Annotated in this window: 16 protein-coding genes; 11 read left to right on the plus strand and 5 right to left on the minus strand. The window is 62.5% G+C overall.

Annotated features, from left to right (window positions below):
• Positions 1-122 precede the first annotated feature (122 nt).
• Positions 123-1,439, minus strand: coding sequence for a putrescine-ornithine antiporter (gene potE, locus ACIOMR_RS09835; protein WP_177008275.1), 1,317 nt, complete (start codon positions 1,437-1,439; stop codon positions 123-125).
• 49 nt (positions 1,440-1,488) lie between these two features.
• A complete protein-coding gene (locus ACIOMR_RS09840; RefSeq protein WP_401193747.1) occupies positions 1,489-2,385 on the minus strand; it encodes an AraC family transcriptional regulator N-terminal domain-containing protein in 897 nt (298 codons plus the stop codon).
• Between the two features lie 139 nt (positions 2,386-2,524).
• On the opposite strand from ACIOMR_RS09840, the gene ACIOMR_RS09845 reads away from it, so the two are divergent.
• Both ACIOMR_RS09845 and ACIOMR_RS09850 read left to right on the plus strand, forming a co-directional pair.
• Positions 2,525-3,268 carry an SDR family NAD(P)-dependent oxidoreductase gene (locus ACIOMR_RS09845; protein ID WP_401193750.1) on the plus strand — a complete coding sequence of 248 codons (744 nt, stop codon included), beginning with the start codon at positions 2,525-2,527 and terminating at the stop codon, positions 3,266-3,268.
• A gap of 16 nt (positions 3,269-3,284) precedes the next feature.
• Positions 3,285-3,683 carry a VOC family protein gene (locus ACIOMR_RS09850; protein ID WP_301050657.1) on the plus strand — a complete coding sequence of 133 codons (399 nt, stop codon included), beginning with the start codon at positions 3,285-3,287 and terminating at the stop codon, positions 3,681-3,683.
• Positions 3,684-3,699: 16 nt separating this feature from the next.
• Here the strand turns inward: ACIOMR_RS09850 and ACIOMR_RS09855 are convergent, their stop codons facing one another.
• Positions 3,700-4,131 carry a hypothetical protein gene (locus ACIOMR_RS09855; RefSeq protein ID WP_134326870.1) on the minus strand — a complete coding sequence of 144 codons (432 nt, stop codon included), beginning with the start codon at positions 4,129-4,131 and terminating at the stop codon, positions 3,700-3,702.
• A 148-nt stretch (positions 4,132-4,279) separates the two neighbouring features.
• Here ACIOMR_RS09855 and ACIOMR_RS09860 point away from each other — a divergent pair, with 148 nt between their 5' ends.
• Positions 4,280-4,672, plus strand: a complete 393-nt coding sequence (locus tag ACIOMR_RS09860; protein ID WP_177080239.1) for a RidA family protein — start codon at positions 4,280-4,282, stop codon at positions 4,670-4,672.
• Here the strand turns inward: ACIOMR_RS09860 and ACIOMR_RS09865 are convergent, their stop codons facing one another.
• On the minus strand, positions 4,673-5,569 hold the full coding sequence (locus ACIOMR_RS09865) for a LysR family transcriptional regulator (protein WP_401193755.1): 897 nt from the start codon (positions 5,567-5,569) through the stop codon (positions 4,673-4,675). It abuts the gene before it with no gap.
• Positions 5,570-5,726: 157 nt separating this feature from the next.
• Here ACIOMR_RS09865 and ACIOMR_RS09870 point away from each other — a divergent pair, with 157 nt between their 5' ends.
• Positions 5,727-6,728, plus strand: a complete 1,002-nt coding sequence (locus ACIOMR_RS09870; protein ID WP_003207959.1) for an ABC transporter substrate-binding protein — start codon at positions 5,727-5,729, stop codon at positions 6,726-6,728.
• 137 nt (positions 6,729-6,865) lie between these two features.
• Here ACIOMR_RS09870 and ACIOMR_RS09875 read toward each other — a convergent pair whose 3' ends face one another.
• The gene (locus ACIOMR_RS09875) at positions 6,866-7,765 is read right to left on the minus strand and encodes a LysR substrate-binding domain-containing protein (protein WP_177123481.1); all 900 of its coding nucleotides are present in this window, start codon (positions 7,763-7,765) and stop codon (positions 6,866-6,868) included.
• Between the two features lie 172 nt (positions 7,766-7,937).
• Between ACIOMR_RS09875 and ACIOMR_RS09880 the strand changes: the two genes are divergently transcribed.
• The 7 genes from ACIOMR_RS09880 to ACIOMR_RS09910 all read left to right on the plus strand — a co-directional run bounded on the left by ACIOMR_RS09880 (position 7,938) and on the right by ACIOMR_RS09910 (position 14,490).
• Positions 7,938-8,885 carry a branched-chain amino acid ABC transporter permease gene (locus ACIOMR_RS09880; RefSeq protein ID WP_003207963.1) on the plus strand — a complete coding sequence of 316 codons (948 nt, stop codon included), beginning with the start codon at positions 7,938-7,940 and terminating at the stop codon, positions 8,883-8,885.
• Positions 8,882-9,967, plus strand: a complete 1,086-nt coding sequence (locus ACIOMR_RS09885; RefSeq protein ID WP_087694203.1) for an ABC transporter permease subunit — start codon at positions 8,882-8,884, stop codon at positions 9,965-9,967. The genes ACIOMR_RS09880 and ACIOMR_RS09885 overlap by 4 nt, the downstream gene beginning before the upstream one ends.
• On the plus strand, positions 9,964-10,737 hold the full coding sequence (locus tag ACIOMR_RS09890) for an ABC transporter ATP-binding protein (RefSeq protein WP_401193761.1): 774 nt from the start codon (positions 9,964-9,966) through the stop codon (positions 10,735-10,737). Before ACIOMR_RS09885 ends, ACIOMR_RS09890 begins: the two co-directional genes overlap by 4 nt.
• A complete protein-coding gene (locus ACIOMR_RS09895) occupies positions 10,730-11,446 on the plus strand; it encodes an ABC transporter ATP-binding protein (RefSeq protein WP_401193764.1) in 717 nt (238 codons plus the stop codon). The genes ACIOMR_RS09890 and ACIOMR_RS09895 overlap by 8 nt, the downstream gene beginning before the upstream one ends.
• A gap of 66 nt (positions 11,447-11,512) precedes the next feature.
• Complete coding sequence (locus tag ACIOMR_RS09900; RefSeq protein ID WP_003207971.1) at positions 11,513-12,652, plus strand: branched-chain amino acid ABC transporter substrate-binding protein; 1,140 nt, start codon at positions 11,513-11,515, stop codon at positions 12,650-12,652.
• A gap of 114 nt (positions 12,653-12,766) precedes the next feature.
• The gene (locus ACIOMR_RS09905) at positions 12,767-13,258 is read left to right on the plus strand and encodes an L-2-amino-thiazoline-4-carboxylic acid hydrolase (RefSeq protein WP_010173377.1); all 492 of its coding nucleotides are present in this window, start codon (positions 12,767-12,769) and stop codon (positions 13,256-13,258) included.
• Positions 13,255-14,490 (plus strand): Zn-dependent hydrolase, encoded by a 1,236-nt coding sequence (locus ACIOMR_RS09910; protein ID WP_401193768.1) that lies wholly within the window; start codon positions 13,255-13,257, stop codon positions 14,488-14,490. The genes ACIOMR_RS09905 and ACIOMR_RS09910 overlap by 4 nt, the downstream gene beginning before the upstream one ends.
• The last annotated feature ends 29 nt before the right edge of the window (positions 14,491-14,519 follow it).

Below are 14,519 nucleotides of genomic sequence, written 5' to 3' on the forward strand. Positions count from 1 at the left end.
CTCCGAGCCTAAGCGAGGAGCCGAGTGGTGGGGCAAGAGCGTTTTGCTTACTTTTGCGCTTTTCAAAAGTGAGCCGCTGTAAGAGCGGAACCAATCTCCGCCATCACCAAAATAACGGATATTCACCCACCACCGGCCGTGATAAACCGCCGCGCCAAAAACCCATACAACAGATACCCAAACGCCAACACCAGCGTCGCACCAAACACCGCCTCCTCACCACACGCATAAATCGCATACAGCGAATACCCCACGGCAATCAGCAACACCGTGGTATTGCGCGCATACACCACCGCCGCCACCCGCGCTTTGTGCATCATCACCAGCAGCCCAGTCAGCGCAGTGACGTAAGGAATCAAATTGGTCACCACCGCCAGGTTCACCAACTTGCCGAACTGCGCACTGGCTGTGGGCGAGATGGTCGACAAGGCAATCAAGCTCTGCAACGCCGCGCAGGCAATCAGCCCCAACACCGGCGCGTGGGCGCGGCTGACCCGGCTGAAGAAGCGCGGAAACAGACGCTGGTCCGCCGACATCTTGGCCGTTTGCGCCAGGGTGAATTGCCAGCCCAGCAGCGAGCCGATGCACGCCACTACCGCCAGGGCCATGATGATATCGCCCACCAGCGGCGTGAAGATCTGCGCATACACCAGGGCAAACGGCGCGGAAGACTCGGCCAGTTCGGCGTTAGGCACGATGCCCTGGATCACGCTGGTGGACAGCACATACACCAGCGCCGCGCCGAGGGTGCCCAGCAGGCAGGCCAGCGGCACGGTGCGCTTGGGGTCTTCCACCGCGTCATAGCCCTGGGCCGCGGACTCCATGCCGAGGAACGCCCAGAGGGTCAGCGGGATACTCGCGCCAATCGCATCCCACAGTTGCAGTTGGTTGGGGTTCCAGGCATCGCTGAACACCTCCGTCTTGAAATAGAACCAGCCGATCACGCTCAAGCCCGCCACGGGAATGATCACGCCCCACACCGTGATCACGCCGATCCGCCCGGTCAGGCGCGGCCCGCCGAAGTTGGCCACGGTGGTCAGCCAGATCAGCCCGAGGGTGCCGATGAACAAGGGGATGGGGCCGCTGCCCAGCCACGGGATGAAGGACGACAGGTAGCCCACCGCCGAAATCGCAATCGCCACATTGGCGATGATCAGCGACAGGAAATACAGGAACGAACAGAGGAAGAACCCGGACTTGCCGTGGGCCTCTTCGGTGTAGGCCGACATGCCGCCGGTGCGGGTGCAGAAGAGGCCGCACTGGGCAAAACAGTACGCGATCGCCATCGAGCCCACGGCGGTGATCAGCCACGACAGCAGCGAAATCGCACCCAATTGCGCCATGCTGGCGGGCAGCATGATGATGCCCGAGCCCATCATGTTGATCGCCACCAGGGTGGTCAGGCCCATCAGGCTCATCTTTTTGCTTGGCTCGGCCATCGGCAACTCCTTGTCGTGGGGCGTGCGATGGCAGGCTAGCACGTTGTGGTCAGCGTACCTTCGGGCTCCGGTTTTCTCCGAGGATTCGCGCGGCATCGCGAGCCGGCGGCAGGCCGAACACCCGGGCGTAATCGCGGCTGAACTGGGTGGCGCTTTCATAGCCGACTTCGAAGGCGGCGCTGGTGACGTTCCTGGCGCCGCCCACCATCAGCGTGCGCGCCTGTAGCAGGCGCACGCGCTTCTGGTACTGCAACGGGCTCAGGTTGGTGACGGCCTTGAAGTGGCGGTGAAAGGCCGACACGCTCATTGCGGCTTTCTGTGCCAGGGCTTCGACCCGGATCGGTTCGGCGAAGTCTCGGCGGATCCACTGGATGGCCTGGCTCACCCGGGCCATGGCGGTGTCCGGCGCGGCGATTTCACGCAGCATCCAGCCGTGGGGGCCTTGCAATACGCGGTAGAGGATCTCGCGCTCGTATACCGGTGCGAGGGCTGTGATCGCCTCAGGGTTGCCCATCAGCCGCAGCATGCGCAGCCAGGCGTCCATCAGTTCGGGGGTGACGGCGGCCACGGAAAAACCCGCATCGTGGTCGTAGCGCCCGGCAGGTTTGGGCAAGTCGCTCAGCAGCGTCGCGAGTACCGTCGGGTCGAGGGTCAGGCTGACCGCCAGGTAGGGTTCGCCGGTCGCCGCCGGGTGCACGGTGCCCACGGCGGGCAGTTCGATGGACATCACGAAATAGGTCGCCGGGTCGTATCGTAGCGTGCGATCACCCACCGTCATGGATTTGCTGCCCTGCAGGATCAGGTTGATCATCGGGTCGTACACCGCGGCCAGCATGTGCTCGGGAATCGCGCCCTGGACCATGGCCACCCGCGGGATGCCGGTTTCAGTGCGGCGGTTTTCAGCCTTGGCGGCCAGGGTACGCAGTTCGATCAGTTGTGTGTTCATGCCGGGCATGCTGAGCGCCCAGGTGTGCCCTGTGCAAGCAAAAAGCAGAAACAGGCAGGTTTCGAGCAGGAACGGCTGCGTCGGCGCAGGCGCGCAAGCCTACTGTGGTGACTCATTTGAGCAAGCAGTGGAGCCACACATGGGCGTTATCCTCATTACCGGCGGCAGCCGTGGCATTGGTGCCAGTACCGCAGAACTGTGTGCCCGGCAAGGCATGGGCGTGATCCTGACCTACAACAATCATCCAGAGGCCGCCCAGGCGGTTGTGCAGCGAATCGTATCGTCGGGCGGCAAGGCGGTCGCGCTGCCATTGGACGTGGCCGACATCAGTTCCTTCCAAGGTTTTGGCGAGGCGGTAAAGCAGGCGTTATCGGCCACCTGGGGTGTGAGTGGGTTGAATGGCCTGGTGAATAACGCCGGTTATGGACTGTTCAATCCCCTGGAATCGGTCACCGAGGCCCAGTTCGACGGCCTGCTGAATGTGCACCTCAAAGGGCCGTTTTTCCTGACTCAAACTCTGTTGCCGCTGCTGCAAGCCCACGCCTGCATCGTCAACCTCACCAGTGCCACAACCCGTGTCGCCACCGCTGGCGTAGCACCTTACGCAGCCTTCAAGGGCGCGCTGGATGTACTGACCCGTTACATGGCCAAGGAGTTTGGCGAGCGGCAGATCCGTGCGAATGCCGTCTCTCCGGGAGCCATCCGCACCGAACTGGGCGGCGGGCTCAATGATGAGTTCGAAGCGCTGCTGGCTGCACAAACCGCCCTTGGTCGGGTTGGGGAGCCAGAGGACGTGGCGCGTGTGATCGCCATGTTGCTGTCTGACGAAGGCCGCTGGATCAATGCCCAGACGATCGAGGTCGCTGGCGGTTACCTCATCTGAAAAGCGAGGCTGAACTATGCTGGATCATCTGTTTTTGTCGGTCAGCGACATACAACGCTCGATTGATTTCTACCGTGCTGCACTGACACCGCTGGGCATCACCACGCGCCACGACTACGACGGCAAGGACGGCCCGCCGGGCCACCCGGACCTCAAGGGGTTCGGCGCGAACGGGCGGATCTTCTTCTGGTTGCGCGAGGGCGCGGTCGAGGGGAGGGCGGTGCATGTGGGGTTCGTCGCCGGCAGCCGGGTCGAGGTCGATGCGGCTTACCTGGCGGCGATGAACGCGGGCGCCGTCGACAATGGAGCCCCTGGGGCACGATTGCACTATGACCCGAACTACTACGCGGCCAACGTGCTGGATCCCGACGGCTACAGCCTGGAATTTGTCTACAAGAACTGGCAGCACATCTAGCGGTAGCCGTCGATGATCAGCCCGCGGCCTGCGGCTGCATCCGCAACTCACCTTCCACATCCTTGACCAACCCACTGGCCAGGAACAGCGGCGCCACGCGCTTGTGCAACTGCGGCTCGACAAATTCCTTCACCGTGTCCAGCGCCAGCGCGCCGCTCAACGGCAGCTCGGCCTTGGTGTAAGACAACCAGGCTTTCTTCAGTATCAACAGCACGTCGCTGCCGGCGGTGGAGGCGAAGCGGCGGTGGGTTTTTTTACCGTCGAAATCGAAGGTGTGCTGAAACTCGTAACCGGCCTCGCTGCCCTCGCTGGCGACGCAGCGGATGCAGGTGCAGGGGCCATCGCCGAAGGCACTGCGCAGGTAGTTGTTGAAGTCCACCACGGGCTTGAGTGACAGGCGCTTATCCACCTCGAACAGGTCCCCGGTCATTTTTTCGTCAGTGTTCAAGGTCGATTTCCTCGCAGCGGTTTTTTCAAGGGCGGCACGATACCAGCCGAAGGGCGTGGGCGGGTAGTTTTTGGTCGCCTCAGTGGGGACGTCCATTCGCCAATGCCCTTGTTACAGTTTCCTTAAATCATCGCCCAAGGAAACCGACATGAGCAGCAAACCCACGATCTACAACCACGGCGTTTCATGGGAAGAGGGCAACAGCGTCAGCCAGGGCTACCGCGTCAATGGCACGATCTATATTGCCGGGCAGTTTTCTCACACCCTGGAAGGTGAGTTTGTTGACGGTGATGCCGCCGCCCAGACCCGCCAGACACTGGAGAACCTCGACCATGTACTGGCCGGCTTCGGCGTTGGCCGCTCGAACATTGCCGCGGTGGATTTCTTCCTGGTGCATGCCAAGCGCGATTTTGAAGCGGTGGTCAATGTGTGGAAAGAATACATCGGTGAGCATCGCCCGGCCGCGACCCTGGTCGGCGTGAATTACCTGGCGTCCGATGCACAGGTCGTCGAGATCAAGGTGATTGCCCACGCCGACTGATCAGCCCGCCAGCTCATCCACCATCAGGTCGATAAAGCGCCGTACCCGAGGCTCCAGGAAGCGTTTGCTCGGGTACATCGCCAGAATCTCCACGTCTCCCGCGTCCAGGTTGGGCAACACGGGCACTAGGCGCCCGGCAGCCAGGTCCTCGGCCACCACGAAGTCCGGCAGCAAGGCGATGCCCAGCCCGGACACGGCAGCGTCGCGCAGTGCTTCGCCGCTGTCCAGGCGCAGGCGGCTGCGCCCGTACGCCTTGACCCAGGTGCCATCCGATTCGCGAAAGCGCCAGCTTTGCTTGCGCGTGCGGCTGCTGAAATACAGGCAGTCGTGGTGGGCGAGGGCGTCCATGTCCCGGGGCATGCCGTGCTCGGCGAGATAGTCCGGTGCGGCGCACAGCAGCGCCTGATAACGGGCGACCACCCGGGAAACCAGTTGGCGGTCGGTGTTGGCGCTGCCGATGCGGATGGCCAGGTCGAAGCCGTCCTCGACGATATCGGCGGTGCGGTCGCTGAAGCTGACTTCCACCTGCACCTCGGGCCAGGCGTGCAGGTATTTCTTCAACAACGGCAGCAACACCTTGCGCCCGAACGCATCGGGCAGCGTAAGCCGCAATAAACCGCGCGGTACCCCGGTGGGCTGGCCGATGCGGCTTTGGGCGTTGTCCACTGCGGCGAGGATCTCCAGACCCTGGTCATACAGCGCGCGGCCTTCGTCGGTGAGGCTCAAGGTGCGGGTGGTGCGGTTCAACAGGCGCACACCAAGGCTGTCCTCCAGGCGCGCCACGGCTTTGCCGGCCGCCGAGCGCGTCAGGCCCATCGCCTGGCCACCGGCGACGAAGCTGGCGCCATCGACCACCGCCATGAAGATCAGCATCTCGTTGAGGTTGGTGCGCAGCATGCAGAGTGGCTCCGGGGATGACATCAGGCACAGGCGCGCAATATAGCAGCGCCGGCGGGCAGTGTTTTTCGTATATCCATAGATCGCGATATTCTTTTTCGCACTGTACGCGGGCCGCTACGCTCGCAACCCTTCTCAACCTCGCGGCAGCGTTCTCATGATAATAAAACGACCCACCCTGACGCTCCTGGCAGCAGCCAGTGCGCTCCTCAGCCTTGGTGCACACGCCGAAGGCAAGATCAGCATCGCCCAGCAATTCGGCATCGGCTACTTGATCCTCGACGTGGTTCGTGACCAGAACCTGATCGAGAAACACGGCAAGGAGCAGGGCCTGGACATCAAGGTGGAGTGGAACAGTATCTCCGGCGCCACCGCGATGAACGAGTCGCTGCTGGCCGGCGCGCTGGACGTGGTGTCGGCGGGTGTGCCGCCGATGCTGACGCTGTGGGACCGCACCAAGGGCAAGCAGAACGTCAAGGCCATCGCCTCGCTGGGCTCGATGCCCAACTACCTGCTGACCAATAACCCGGATGTGAAGACCCTCAAGGACTTCAGCGAAAAAGACCGCATCGCCGTACCGGCAGCGGGCGTGGGTTTCCAGTCGCGTACCTTGCAGATTGAAACCGCCAAGCAGTTCGGGAACGACAACTACAAGAAGTTCGACGATATCTCCATCAGCCTGGCGCATCCGGACGCCACTGCGGCGCTGATTGCTGGCGGTTCGGAGATCAACGCGCATTTTTCCAGCCCGCCGTTCCAGTACCAGGAGTTGTTGAATCCCAAGGTGCACAAGGTGCTGAGTTCCTACGACATTCTCGGCGGCCCGGCGACGTTCAACGTGCTGTACACCACCGAGAAATTCCACGACGAGAACCCCAAGACCTACAAGGCGTTCTATGACGCGTTGGCCGAGGCCGAGAAAATCATCAAGGCCGACAAGCCGGCAGCCGCCCAGGCTTACATTCGTGTAGAGCAGTCGAAGCTACCGCTGGCGCTGGTGGAGAAGATTGTCCAGGACCCGGAAATCGACTTCACCATCGTGCCGCAGCGTACCTATATCTATGCCGAGAAATTGCAGGAGTTGGGCGTGTTGAAGAACAAGGCGGGGAGCTGGAAGGATTACTTCTTTGAAGAGGCGCATGGCGGGAACGGCAGCTGACTCCATTCTGAATTGAAACGCACACAAAAATGTGGGAGCGGGCTTGCTCGCGAATGCGGTGGGTCAGTCGAGACATGTGCTGGCTGAACCGCCGCATTCGCGAGCAAGCCCGCCCCCACATTGGATCTGCGGTGTTTTCAGGTTCCCGCAAGGTTGTTCTTGATCCAGTCGTACAAGTGATTCCCCTCGCTCGACAACTCGCTGTTGGCCCGCCGGCACAGGTAGTACTGGCGGCCATCATCGACCTGTAGATCAAACAGCTTCACCAACTCCCCATTTGCCACATGCGGCGCAACCAGTGGCGCGCGCAGCAGTGAGCAGCCCAATCCGGTCAGCGTGGCCGTCAGCGCCAACTGACCATCCTCCAGCAGCAAACCATTCAACGCGGTCCCGTGATGCACGTCGGCGGCCTGGAACCATTGGCTCCAGGTGCCGCGCTCTTCGTCGTGCAACAGCGGTAATTCACTCAGCGCCTCAGGTGTGTCGATCGGCCCGTGTTGCTCCAGGAATGCGCGGCTGCAATACGGCGTCACCGCCCCGGAAATCAGCGGCTCGCTGTGGTACCCCGGCCAGTGCCCGGTGCCGAAGCGGATCGATAAATCGGCAGCGTCGCTGGGGTAGCTGCGGTGGTTGGCGTAGGTGACGTTGATGTCCAGCGCCGGGTGGTCCTTGAGGAACTGTGCCAGGCGCGGGATGAACAGGTTGATGCCGAACAGCGGGATCAGGCTGATGGTGACCTGGCGTGTGGCGCTTTTTTCCCGCACATGTTCGGTGGCGCTGCGCAGTACGGCGAAGGCCGAGCGAATTGCGCGGTAGTACTCGCGGCCTTCTTCGGTGAGCACCAGGTTGCGGCCCTGGCGCAAGGTCAGCGCTTGCTGCAGAAAGCTTTCCAGCAGGTGCAGTTGATGGCTGACGGCGGAGGGCGACACGTCCAGCTCGCGGGCAGCGGAATTCACTCCGCCATGGCGGGCAAACGCTTCGAAGGTGCGCACGGCACGCAACGGCGGGTCATTGGCTAACTGTTCTAAATTATTCATGTATTGAATTAAATACTAAGTGAGATGGCAAATAAAGAGCCATAAATGCCGCATTTATGGCGTTTATAGCGCTTTTTGCGTTTGGCATAACCATATGAATTTCTGATATTTGATAAAAACAGAATAGATGCTTAGTGTGCCGCCCTCGTCAGTAGTGAGGTCGATGGTTTCCATGGATGCGTTTATCCAGCAACTGCTCAATGGTTTGATGACGGGGAGTCTCTACGCGCTAGTGGCCTTGGGTTACACCATGGTCTACGGCATTTTGCGGATCATCAATTTTGCCCACGGCGATGTGTTGATGATTGGCGCTTTGGTGGGCCTCTCGGTGATTCGCCTGTTGCAGGTGACATGGCCGGCGATGCCGCCGGTGCTGGTGCTGCTGGCAGCCACTGTGATTGCCATGGCGTTCTGCGCGGTACTCGCGGTGCTGATTGAGCGGGTCGCTTACCGGCGCCTGCGCAATGCGCCGCGCCTGGCGCCATTGATCAGCGGCATCGGGGTGTCGTTGTTGCTGCAAACCATCGCCATGTTGGTGTGGACGCGTAACCCGCAGATGTTCCCGCAACTGCTGCCGCTGGAACCGATTGAAGTGCTCGCCGGAGCTTCGGCGCATCCGGCGATCACCAACGCTACCGCCCTGACCACCATTGCCGTCGCACTGTCGGTAATGGTCGCGCTGCTGGTGCTGGTGGAACGCACACGCTTTGGTCGGGCCATGCGCGCCGTGGCCGAGAACCCGCAGGTGGCGAGCCTGATGGGCATCAACCCGAATCGCATCATCGTGCTGACCTTTGCCATTGGCGGCGCCCTGGCGGCATTGGCCGGGATCATGATGGCGAGCAACTACGGCAGCGCGCATTTCTACATGGGTTTCCTGCCGGGCATCAAGGCGTTCACCGCAGCCGTATTGGGCGGCATCGGCAACCTCAAGGGCGCGATGCTTGGCGGCCTGCTGCTGGGGTTGATCGAAGCTCTGGGTACCGGCTACCTGGGCGCTGCCACCCAGGGTGTGTTCGGCAGCAATTACCAGGATGTGTTTGCCTTTATCGTGTTGATCGCGGTGCTGGTGTTTCGTCCTTCGGGGCTGTTGGGCGAACGACTGGCGACCCGCGCATGAGTGTCCTGAATACCTCCCGCCAGCGCGCCAGCTTTGGCCTTGTATTGTTCGCCGTGGCGCTGGTGCTGGCGCCGTGGATTGTCGGGCATGCCGGTGGCAACACTTGGGTGCGCACCCTCGATTTCGCGTTGCTGTACATCATGCTGGCCCTGGGCCTGAACATCGTCGTGGGTTACGCCGGGCTGCTGGACATGGGTTTTATCGCGTTCTACGCAGTGGGCGCGTACCTCGCCGCATTGCTGTCCTCGCCGCATCTGTTGCAGCAATTCCCGGCGCTGATGGCGCTGCTGCCGGCGGGCATGCACACCTCGATCTGGTTGATCCTGCCCTTGGCCGCGTTGCTGGCAGCGGGCTTTGGCGTGTTGTTGGGCGCACCGACCTTGCGCCTGCGCGGCGATTACCTGGCCATCGTGACCCTGGGCTTTGGTGAAATCATCCGCATATTGCTGCGCAACCTGGATCGCCCGGTGAACATCACCAACGGGCCCAAAGGTATTTCCCAGGTCGACCCGGTCAACCTGCTGGGGATCAACCTCGGGCGCACCCAGGAGCTGTTCGGCCTGCGCCTGCCTTCGGTCTATCTGTACTACTACCTGTTCGCCGCGCTGGTGGTGCTGATCCTGTTTGCCTGCATTCGCCTGGAGCGTTCGCGCATCGGGCGGGCCTGGGTGGCGATTCGTGAAGATGAGGAAGCGGCCCAGGCCATGGGCGTCAACACCCTGCGCTTGAAGCTGTTGGCGTTCGCCATCGGTGCCGGGTTTGGCGGCGTGAGCGGGGCGTTGTTTGCCTCGTTCCAGGGCTTTGTCTCGCCGGAGTCCTTCACTCTCAATGAGTCCATCGCGGTGCTGGCGATGGTGGTGCTCGGCGGCATGGGCCATATCCCCGGGGTGATTCTCGGCTGCGTATTGCTGGCGGCGTTGCCCGAAGCCTTGCGCGCGAGCATGGGCCCGTTGCAGCAGGCGCTGTTCGGCCAGGTGCTGGTGGACCCGGAAATCATTCGTCAGTTGTTCTACGGGCTCGCGCTGATCCTGGCGATGCTCTATCGACCGGCAGGCCTGTGGCCAAAAGGAGTGGCGCGATGAATCAGCCGCTGTTGCAGATTGACCAGGTGAACAAGCGCTTCGGCGGCGTGGCGGCGCTCACCGACGTGAGCCTGAGCATCCAGCCTGGGGAGATCTATGGCTTGATCGGCCCCAATGGCGCCGGTAAAACCACCTTCTTCAACGTGATAACCGGCCTGTATACCCCGGATTCCGGGCGCTTCCAGCTCGACGGCGAGGACTACAAACCGGCCAGCGTGCACCAGGTGGCCCAGGCCGGCATCGCCCGGACCTTCCAGAATATCCGCCTGTTCAACACCATGAGCGCGCTGGAAAACGTCATGGTCGGCCGCCATGTGCGCACCCGCAATGGCGTGTGGGCCGCCTTGAGTCGCCATCGTCGAGCCCGGGAAGAAGAAGCGCAAACCCGCGCCCATGCCCATCGCCTGTTGGCGTATGTCGGGCTGGCGGGGTTCGCCAATTACCGCGCCGACGGCCTGTCCTACGGCCATCAACGCCGCCTGGAAATCGCCCGGGCCCTGGCCACTGAACCACGTTTGCTGGCCCTCGACGAGCCGGCCGCCGGGATGAACGCTGCCGAGAAAGTACAACTGCGCGGCCTGCTGGAAAAGATCCGCGACGACGGCCACACGCTGCTGCTGATCGAGCATGACGTGAAGCTGGTGATGGGGGTGTGCGACCGCATCAGCGTGCTCGATTACGGCCAGGTGATCGCCGTGGGCGCGCCCGCCGAAGTGCGCCGCGACCCGGCCGTGATCCAGGCCTATCTGGGAGCCAGCGCCCATGTCTGAACCTTTATTGAAAGTCGACGGCTTGCAGGTGCACTACGGCGCCATCGAAGCGGTCAAGTCCCTGGATTTACACATCGGCGAAGGCGAGCGAGTGACGTTGATCGGCGCCAACGGTGCCGGCAAGACCTCCAGCCTCAAGGCCCTGACCGGATTGCTGCCGGCAGCGGCGGGGCAGATTCACTTCGCCGGGCGTTCGATCCTCGGCCAGGCGCCGGACCAATTGCTGCGCCAGGGCATTGCGATGGTACCGGAAGGGCGCGGGATCTTTGCGCGCATGAGCGTCCTGGAAAACCTCCAGGCCGGGGCCTTCCTGCGTCGTGACACCGAGCAGGTGAACCGCGAGATCCGCCAGTTGTTCGAGCACTTCCCGCGTCTGGAGGAGCGCCTGCAGCAGTCCGCCGGCCTGCTCTCCGGTGGCGAGCAACAGATGCTCGCGCTGGCCCGGGCGCTGCTCTCCAAGCCGCGCTTGCTGGTGCTGGACGAACCGTCCATGGGCCTGGCGCCGATCATGGTGGAGAAGATCTTCCAGGTGATCGACGACGTGTGCCGCCAGGGCATGACCCTGCTGCTGGTAGAGCAGAACGCCCGGCTCGCGCTGCAGGTCACCGACCGTGCCTATGTGATGGACACCGGGCGCATCAGCCTCACTGGCCCGTCCCATGAATTGCTCGACCACCCCGAGGTGCGCAGTGCCTACCTCGGTGAATGAATCAACCCTGACGCTACCGGACGCCCGGCGTGTTCCGACCAGCCCGTAAAGAAACAGGAACCACTGATGAAGACTTTCAAGCACACCCTAGTGATCGGCCTGGCCTTGAGCAGCCTGGCGAGTGCCATGGCCCAGGCCGACCAGACCGTATTGATCGGCCTGGCCGGGCCGTTGACCGGCCCGTCGGCGCGGATCGGCAAGGACCTGGAAAACGGCGCGCAACTGGCCATCGACGCGGCCAACGGCAAGCACCCGAAAATCAACGGTGAGGCGGTGACCTTCAAGCTGCTGTCCGAGGACGACCAGTCCGACCCGCGCACCGCCGTCACCGTGGCCCAGCGCCTGGTGGACGAAGGCGTGGTGGGCGTGGTTGGCCACTGGAACACCGGCACCAGCATTCCGGCGGCGCGGGTTTATCACGATGCAGGTATCGCGCAAGTCGCCCCGGTTGCTACCGGGCACGCGTATACCCAGCAGGGCTTCGACACCAGCTTCCGGATCATGGGCCATGACGACGATGGCGGCCAGGTGGCCGGCGACTATGCTTTGAACACCCTCAAGGCCCGGCGCATTGCGGTGATCGACGACCGCACCGCATTCGGCCAGGGCCTGGCGGACCAGTTCGTCAAATCCATCGAGGCCGGTGGCGCCAAGGTGGTATCCCGTGAATACGTCGACGACAAGACCATCGATTTCAGCGCAGTGCTGACCAATATCCGCAGCCAGAACCCGGACCTGATTTTCTTTGGTGGCGTCGATTCCCAGGCCGCGCCTTTGGCCAGGCGTATCAAGCAACTGGGCATCAAGGCACCGCTGATGGGGGCCGGTGGGTTTGTCAGCCAGACCTTCCTGCAACTGGCGCAGAACGAAGGCGAGGGCGTGATTGCCCTGGAGCCGGGCCTGGCGGTGGCGCAGATGCCGGGTGGCAAGGCGTTCGAGCAGGCTTACAAGGATCGCTACAAGGCGCCGATCGAACTGCACGCGCCGTTTGCCTATGACGGTGTCGGGGTGTTGGTGGCGGCGATCGAGAAGGCCGACTCGGTGGACCCGCAAAAGTACCTGCCGGTGCTGCGCGCCATCAGCTATCAGGGCGTGACCGGGACCATTGCGTTTGATGCCGAGGGCAATTTGAAGAAGCCGTCGTTCACCGTGTATGAGGTCAAAAGTAATCAGTGGCAGCCAGTCAGTGTGGCGGGCGGCAAGTAACAACCCACCCCTGTAGGAGCGAGCTTGCTCGCGAAAAATGTACAGTCAACGCAGCGATGCGCCTGGAATATCTTCGCGAGCAAGCTCGCTCCTACAGGTTTACGGAGGCACACAATGAGCAAGCTGGAAGGTGAACTGGGCATCCTGGCCCGGCGGCGGATCGAAGCCGAAATCATCAAGCCGATCTACGAGATCCTGGTGCGCGAGCAGGGCAAGGACTTTGCGGCGGCGGTGATCGGCGAGGCGGTGGGCAATGCAGCGATCCAGGCCGGCAAGCACTTTGCCGAGCTGGAAGAGCAGGGCGCCGACCTCAAGAGCTTTGTCGAGCTGCAAGTGCTCTGGGAAAAGGACGATGCGCTGAAGGTCGAGATCATCGCCAGCGACGCCGAGCACTACGACTATGACGTGAAGCGCTGCCGCTATGCCGAGATGTATCACGAGATGGGCCTGGGCGAGATCGGTCACCTGCTGTCCTGCAACCGCGACGAACTGTTTATCGTCGGCTACAACCCGGACATCAAGCTGACCCGCACCCAGACCATCATGGGCGGTGCCCATCACTGTGACTTCCGCTACCGGGCCAAACCCCAGGAGCCGCGTTCATGAACGACTTGGCGCGGGTCAATGGCGAGCGCCTGTGGGGCTCGCTGATGGAAATGGCGCAGATCGGCGGCACCGAAAAGGGCGGGGTCTCGCGCCTGGCCCTCACGGATGAGGACCGCCGCGGTCGCGACCTGTTTGTGCAATGGTGCGAGGCGGCCGGGTGCAGCATTCGGGTGGATGCCATGGGCAATATCTTTGCCCGTCGCGCCGGGCGCCAGGATCACCTGGCCCCGGTGCTGACCGGTTCCCATGGCGATTCCCAGCCGGCGGGCGGCAAGTACGACGGTATCTACGGCGTGCTGGCCGGGCTGGAGGTGGTGCGCACCTTGAATGACCTGGGTATTGAAACCGAGCGGCCAATCGAAGTGGTGAACTGGACCAACGAAGAAGGCTCGCGGTTTGCGCCGGCGATGATTTCCTCGGGGGTGTATGCCGGGGTGTTTGACCTGGAGTACGGCCTGTCCCGGGAAGACAAGGCCGGGATCACCATCGGCCAGGCGTTGCAGCAGATTGGCTATGCCGGTGCGCATCCGGTGGGTGGCCAGGCGGTGCATGCGGCGTTTGAGTTGCATATCGAACAGGGGCCGATTCTTGAGGCACAGGGCCTGACCATCGGTGTGGTCACCGGCGCCCAGGGCCAGCGCTGGTATGAAGTGGAACTGAGCGGGCGCAGCGCCCATGCCGGGACGACGCCGATGGATCACCGGCTGGATGCATTGCTCGGATTTGCCCGGATGGTGGAGGCAGTCAATCAGATTGGCCTGGAGCAGGGCGCCGAAGGGCGGGCGACGGTGGGCATGGCGAATATCCTCCCCAATTCACGCAACGTGGTGCCGGGGCGGGTGTTTTTCAGTGTGGAGTTTCGGCATCCGGATGAAGCGGTGCTGGGGTATCAGGATCAGCAGCTGCACGCGGCGGTGGCGCGGATTGCCGAGGGGATTGGTTTGCTGCACAGCGTGAAGCAGATTTTCCAGTACGCGCCGATTGCCTTCGACCCTGAGTGTGTGGAGGTGGTGCGGGCATCGGCGCAAGCGTTGGGGTATAGCCATCGCGACATGATTTCCGGGGCCGGGCATGATGCCTGCTACCTGAACCGGGTGGCGCCGACGGCGATGATTTTTGTGCCGTGTGTGGAGGGGCTGAGCCATAACGAGGCGGAGGAGATTCATCCGCAGTGGTCGACGGCGGGGGCGGATGTGTTGTTGCAGGCGGTGTTGGCCAAGGCGGGGGAGTGAGCGAGGTTTAGCTGTTCAACTGGGTTCCC

Origin of the sequence: Pseudomonas sp. NPDC087814, assembly GCF_044742865.1 — a bacterium.
GTDB lineage: Bacteria > Pseudomonadota > Gammaproteobacteria > Pseudomonadales > Pseudomonadaceae > Aquipseudomonas.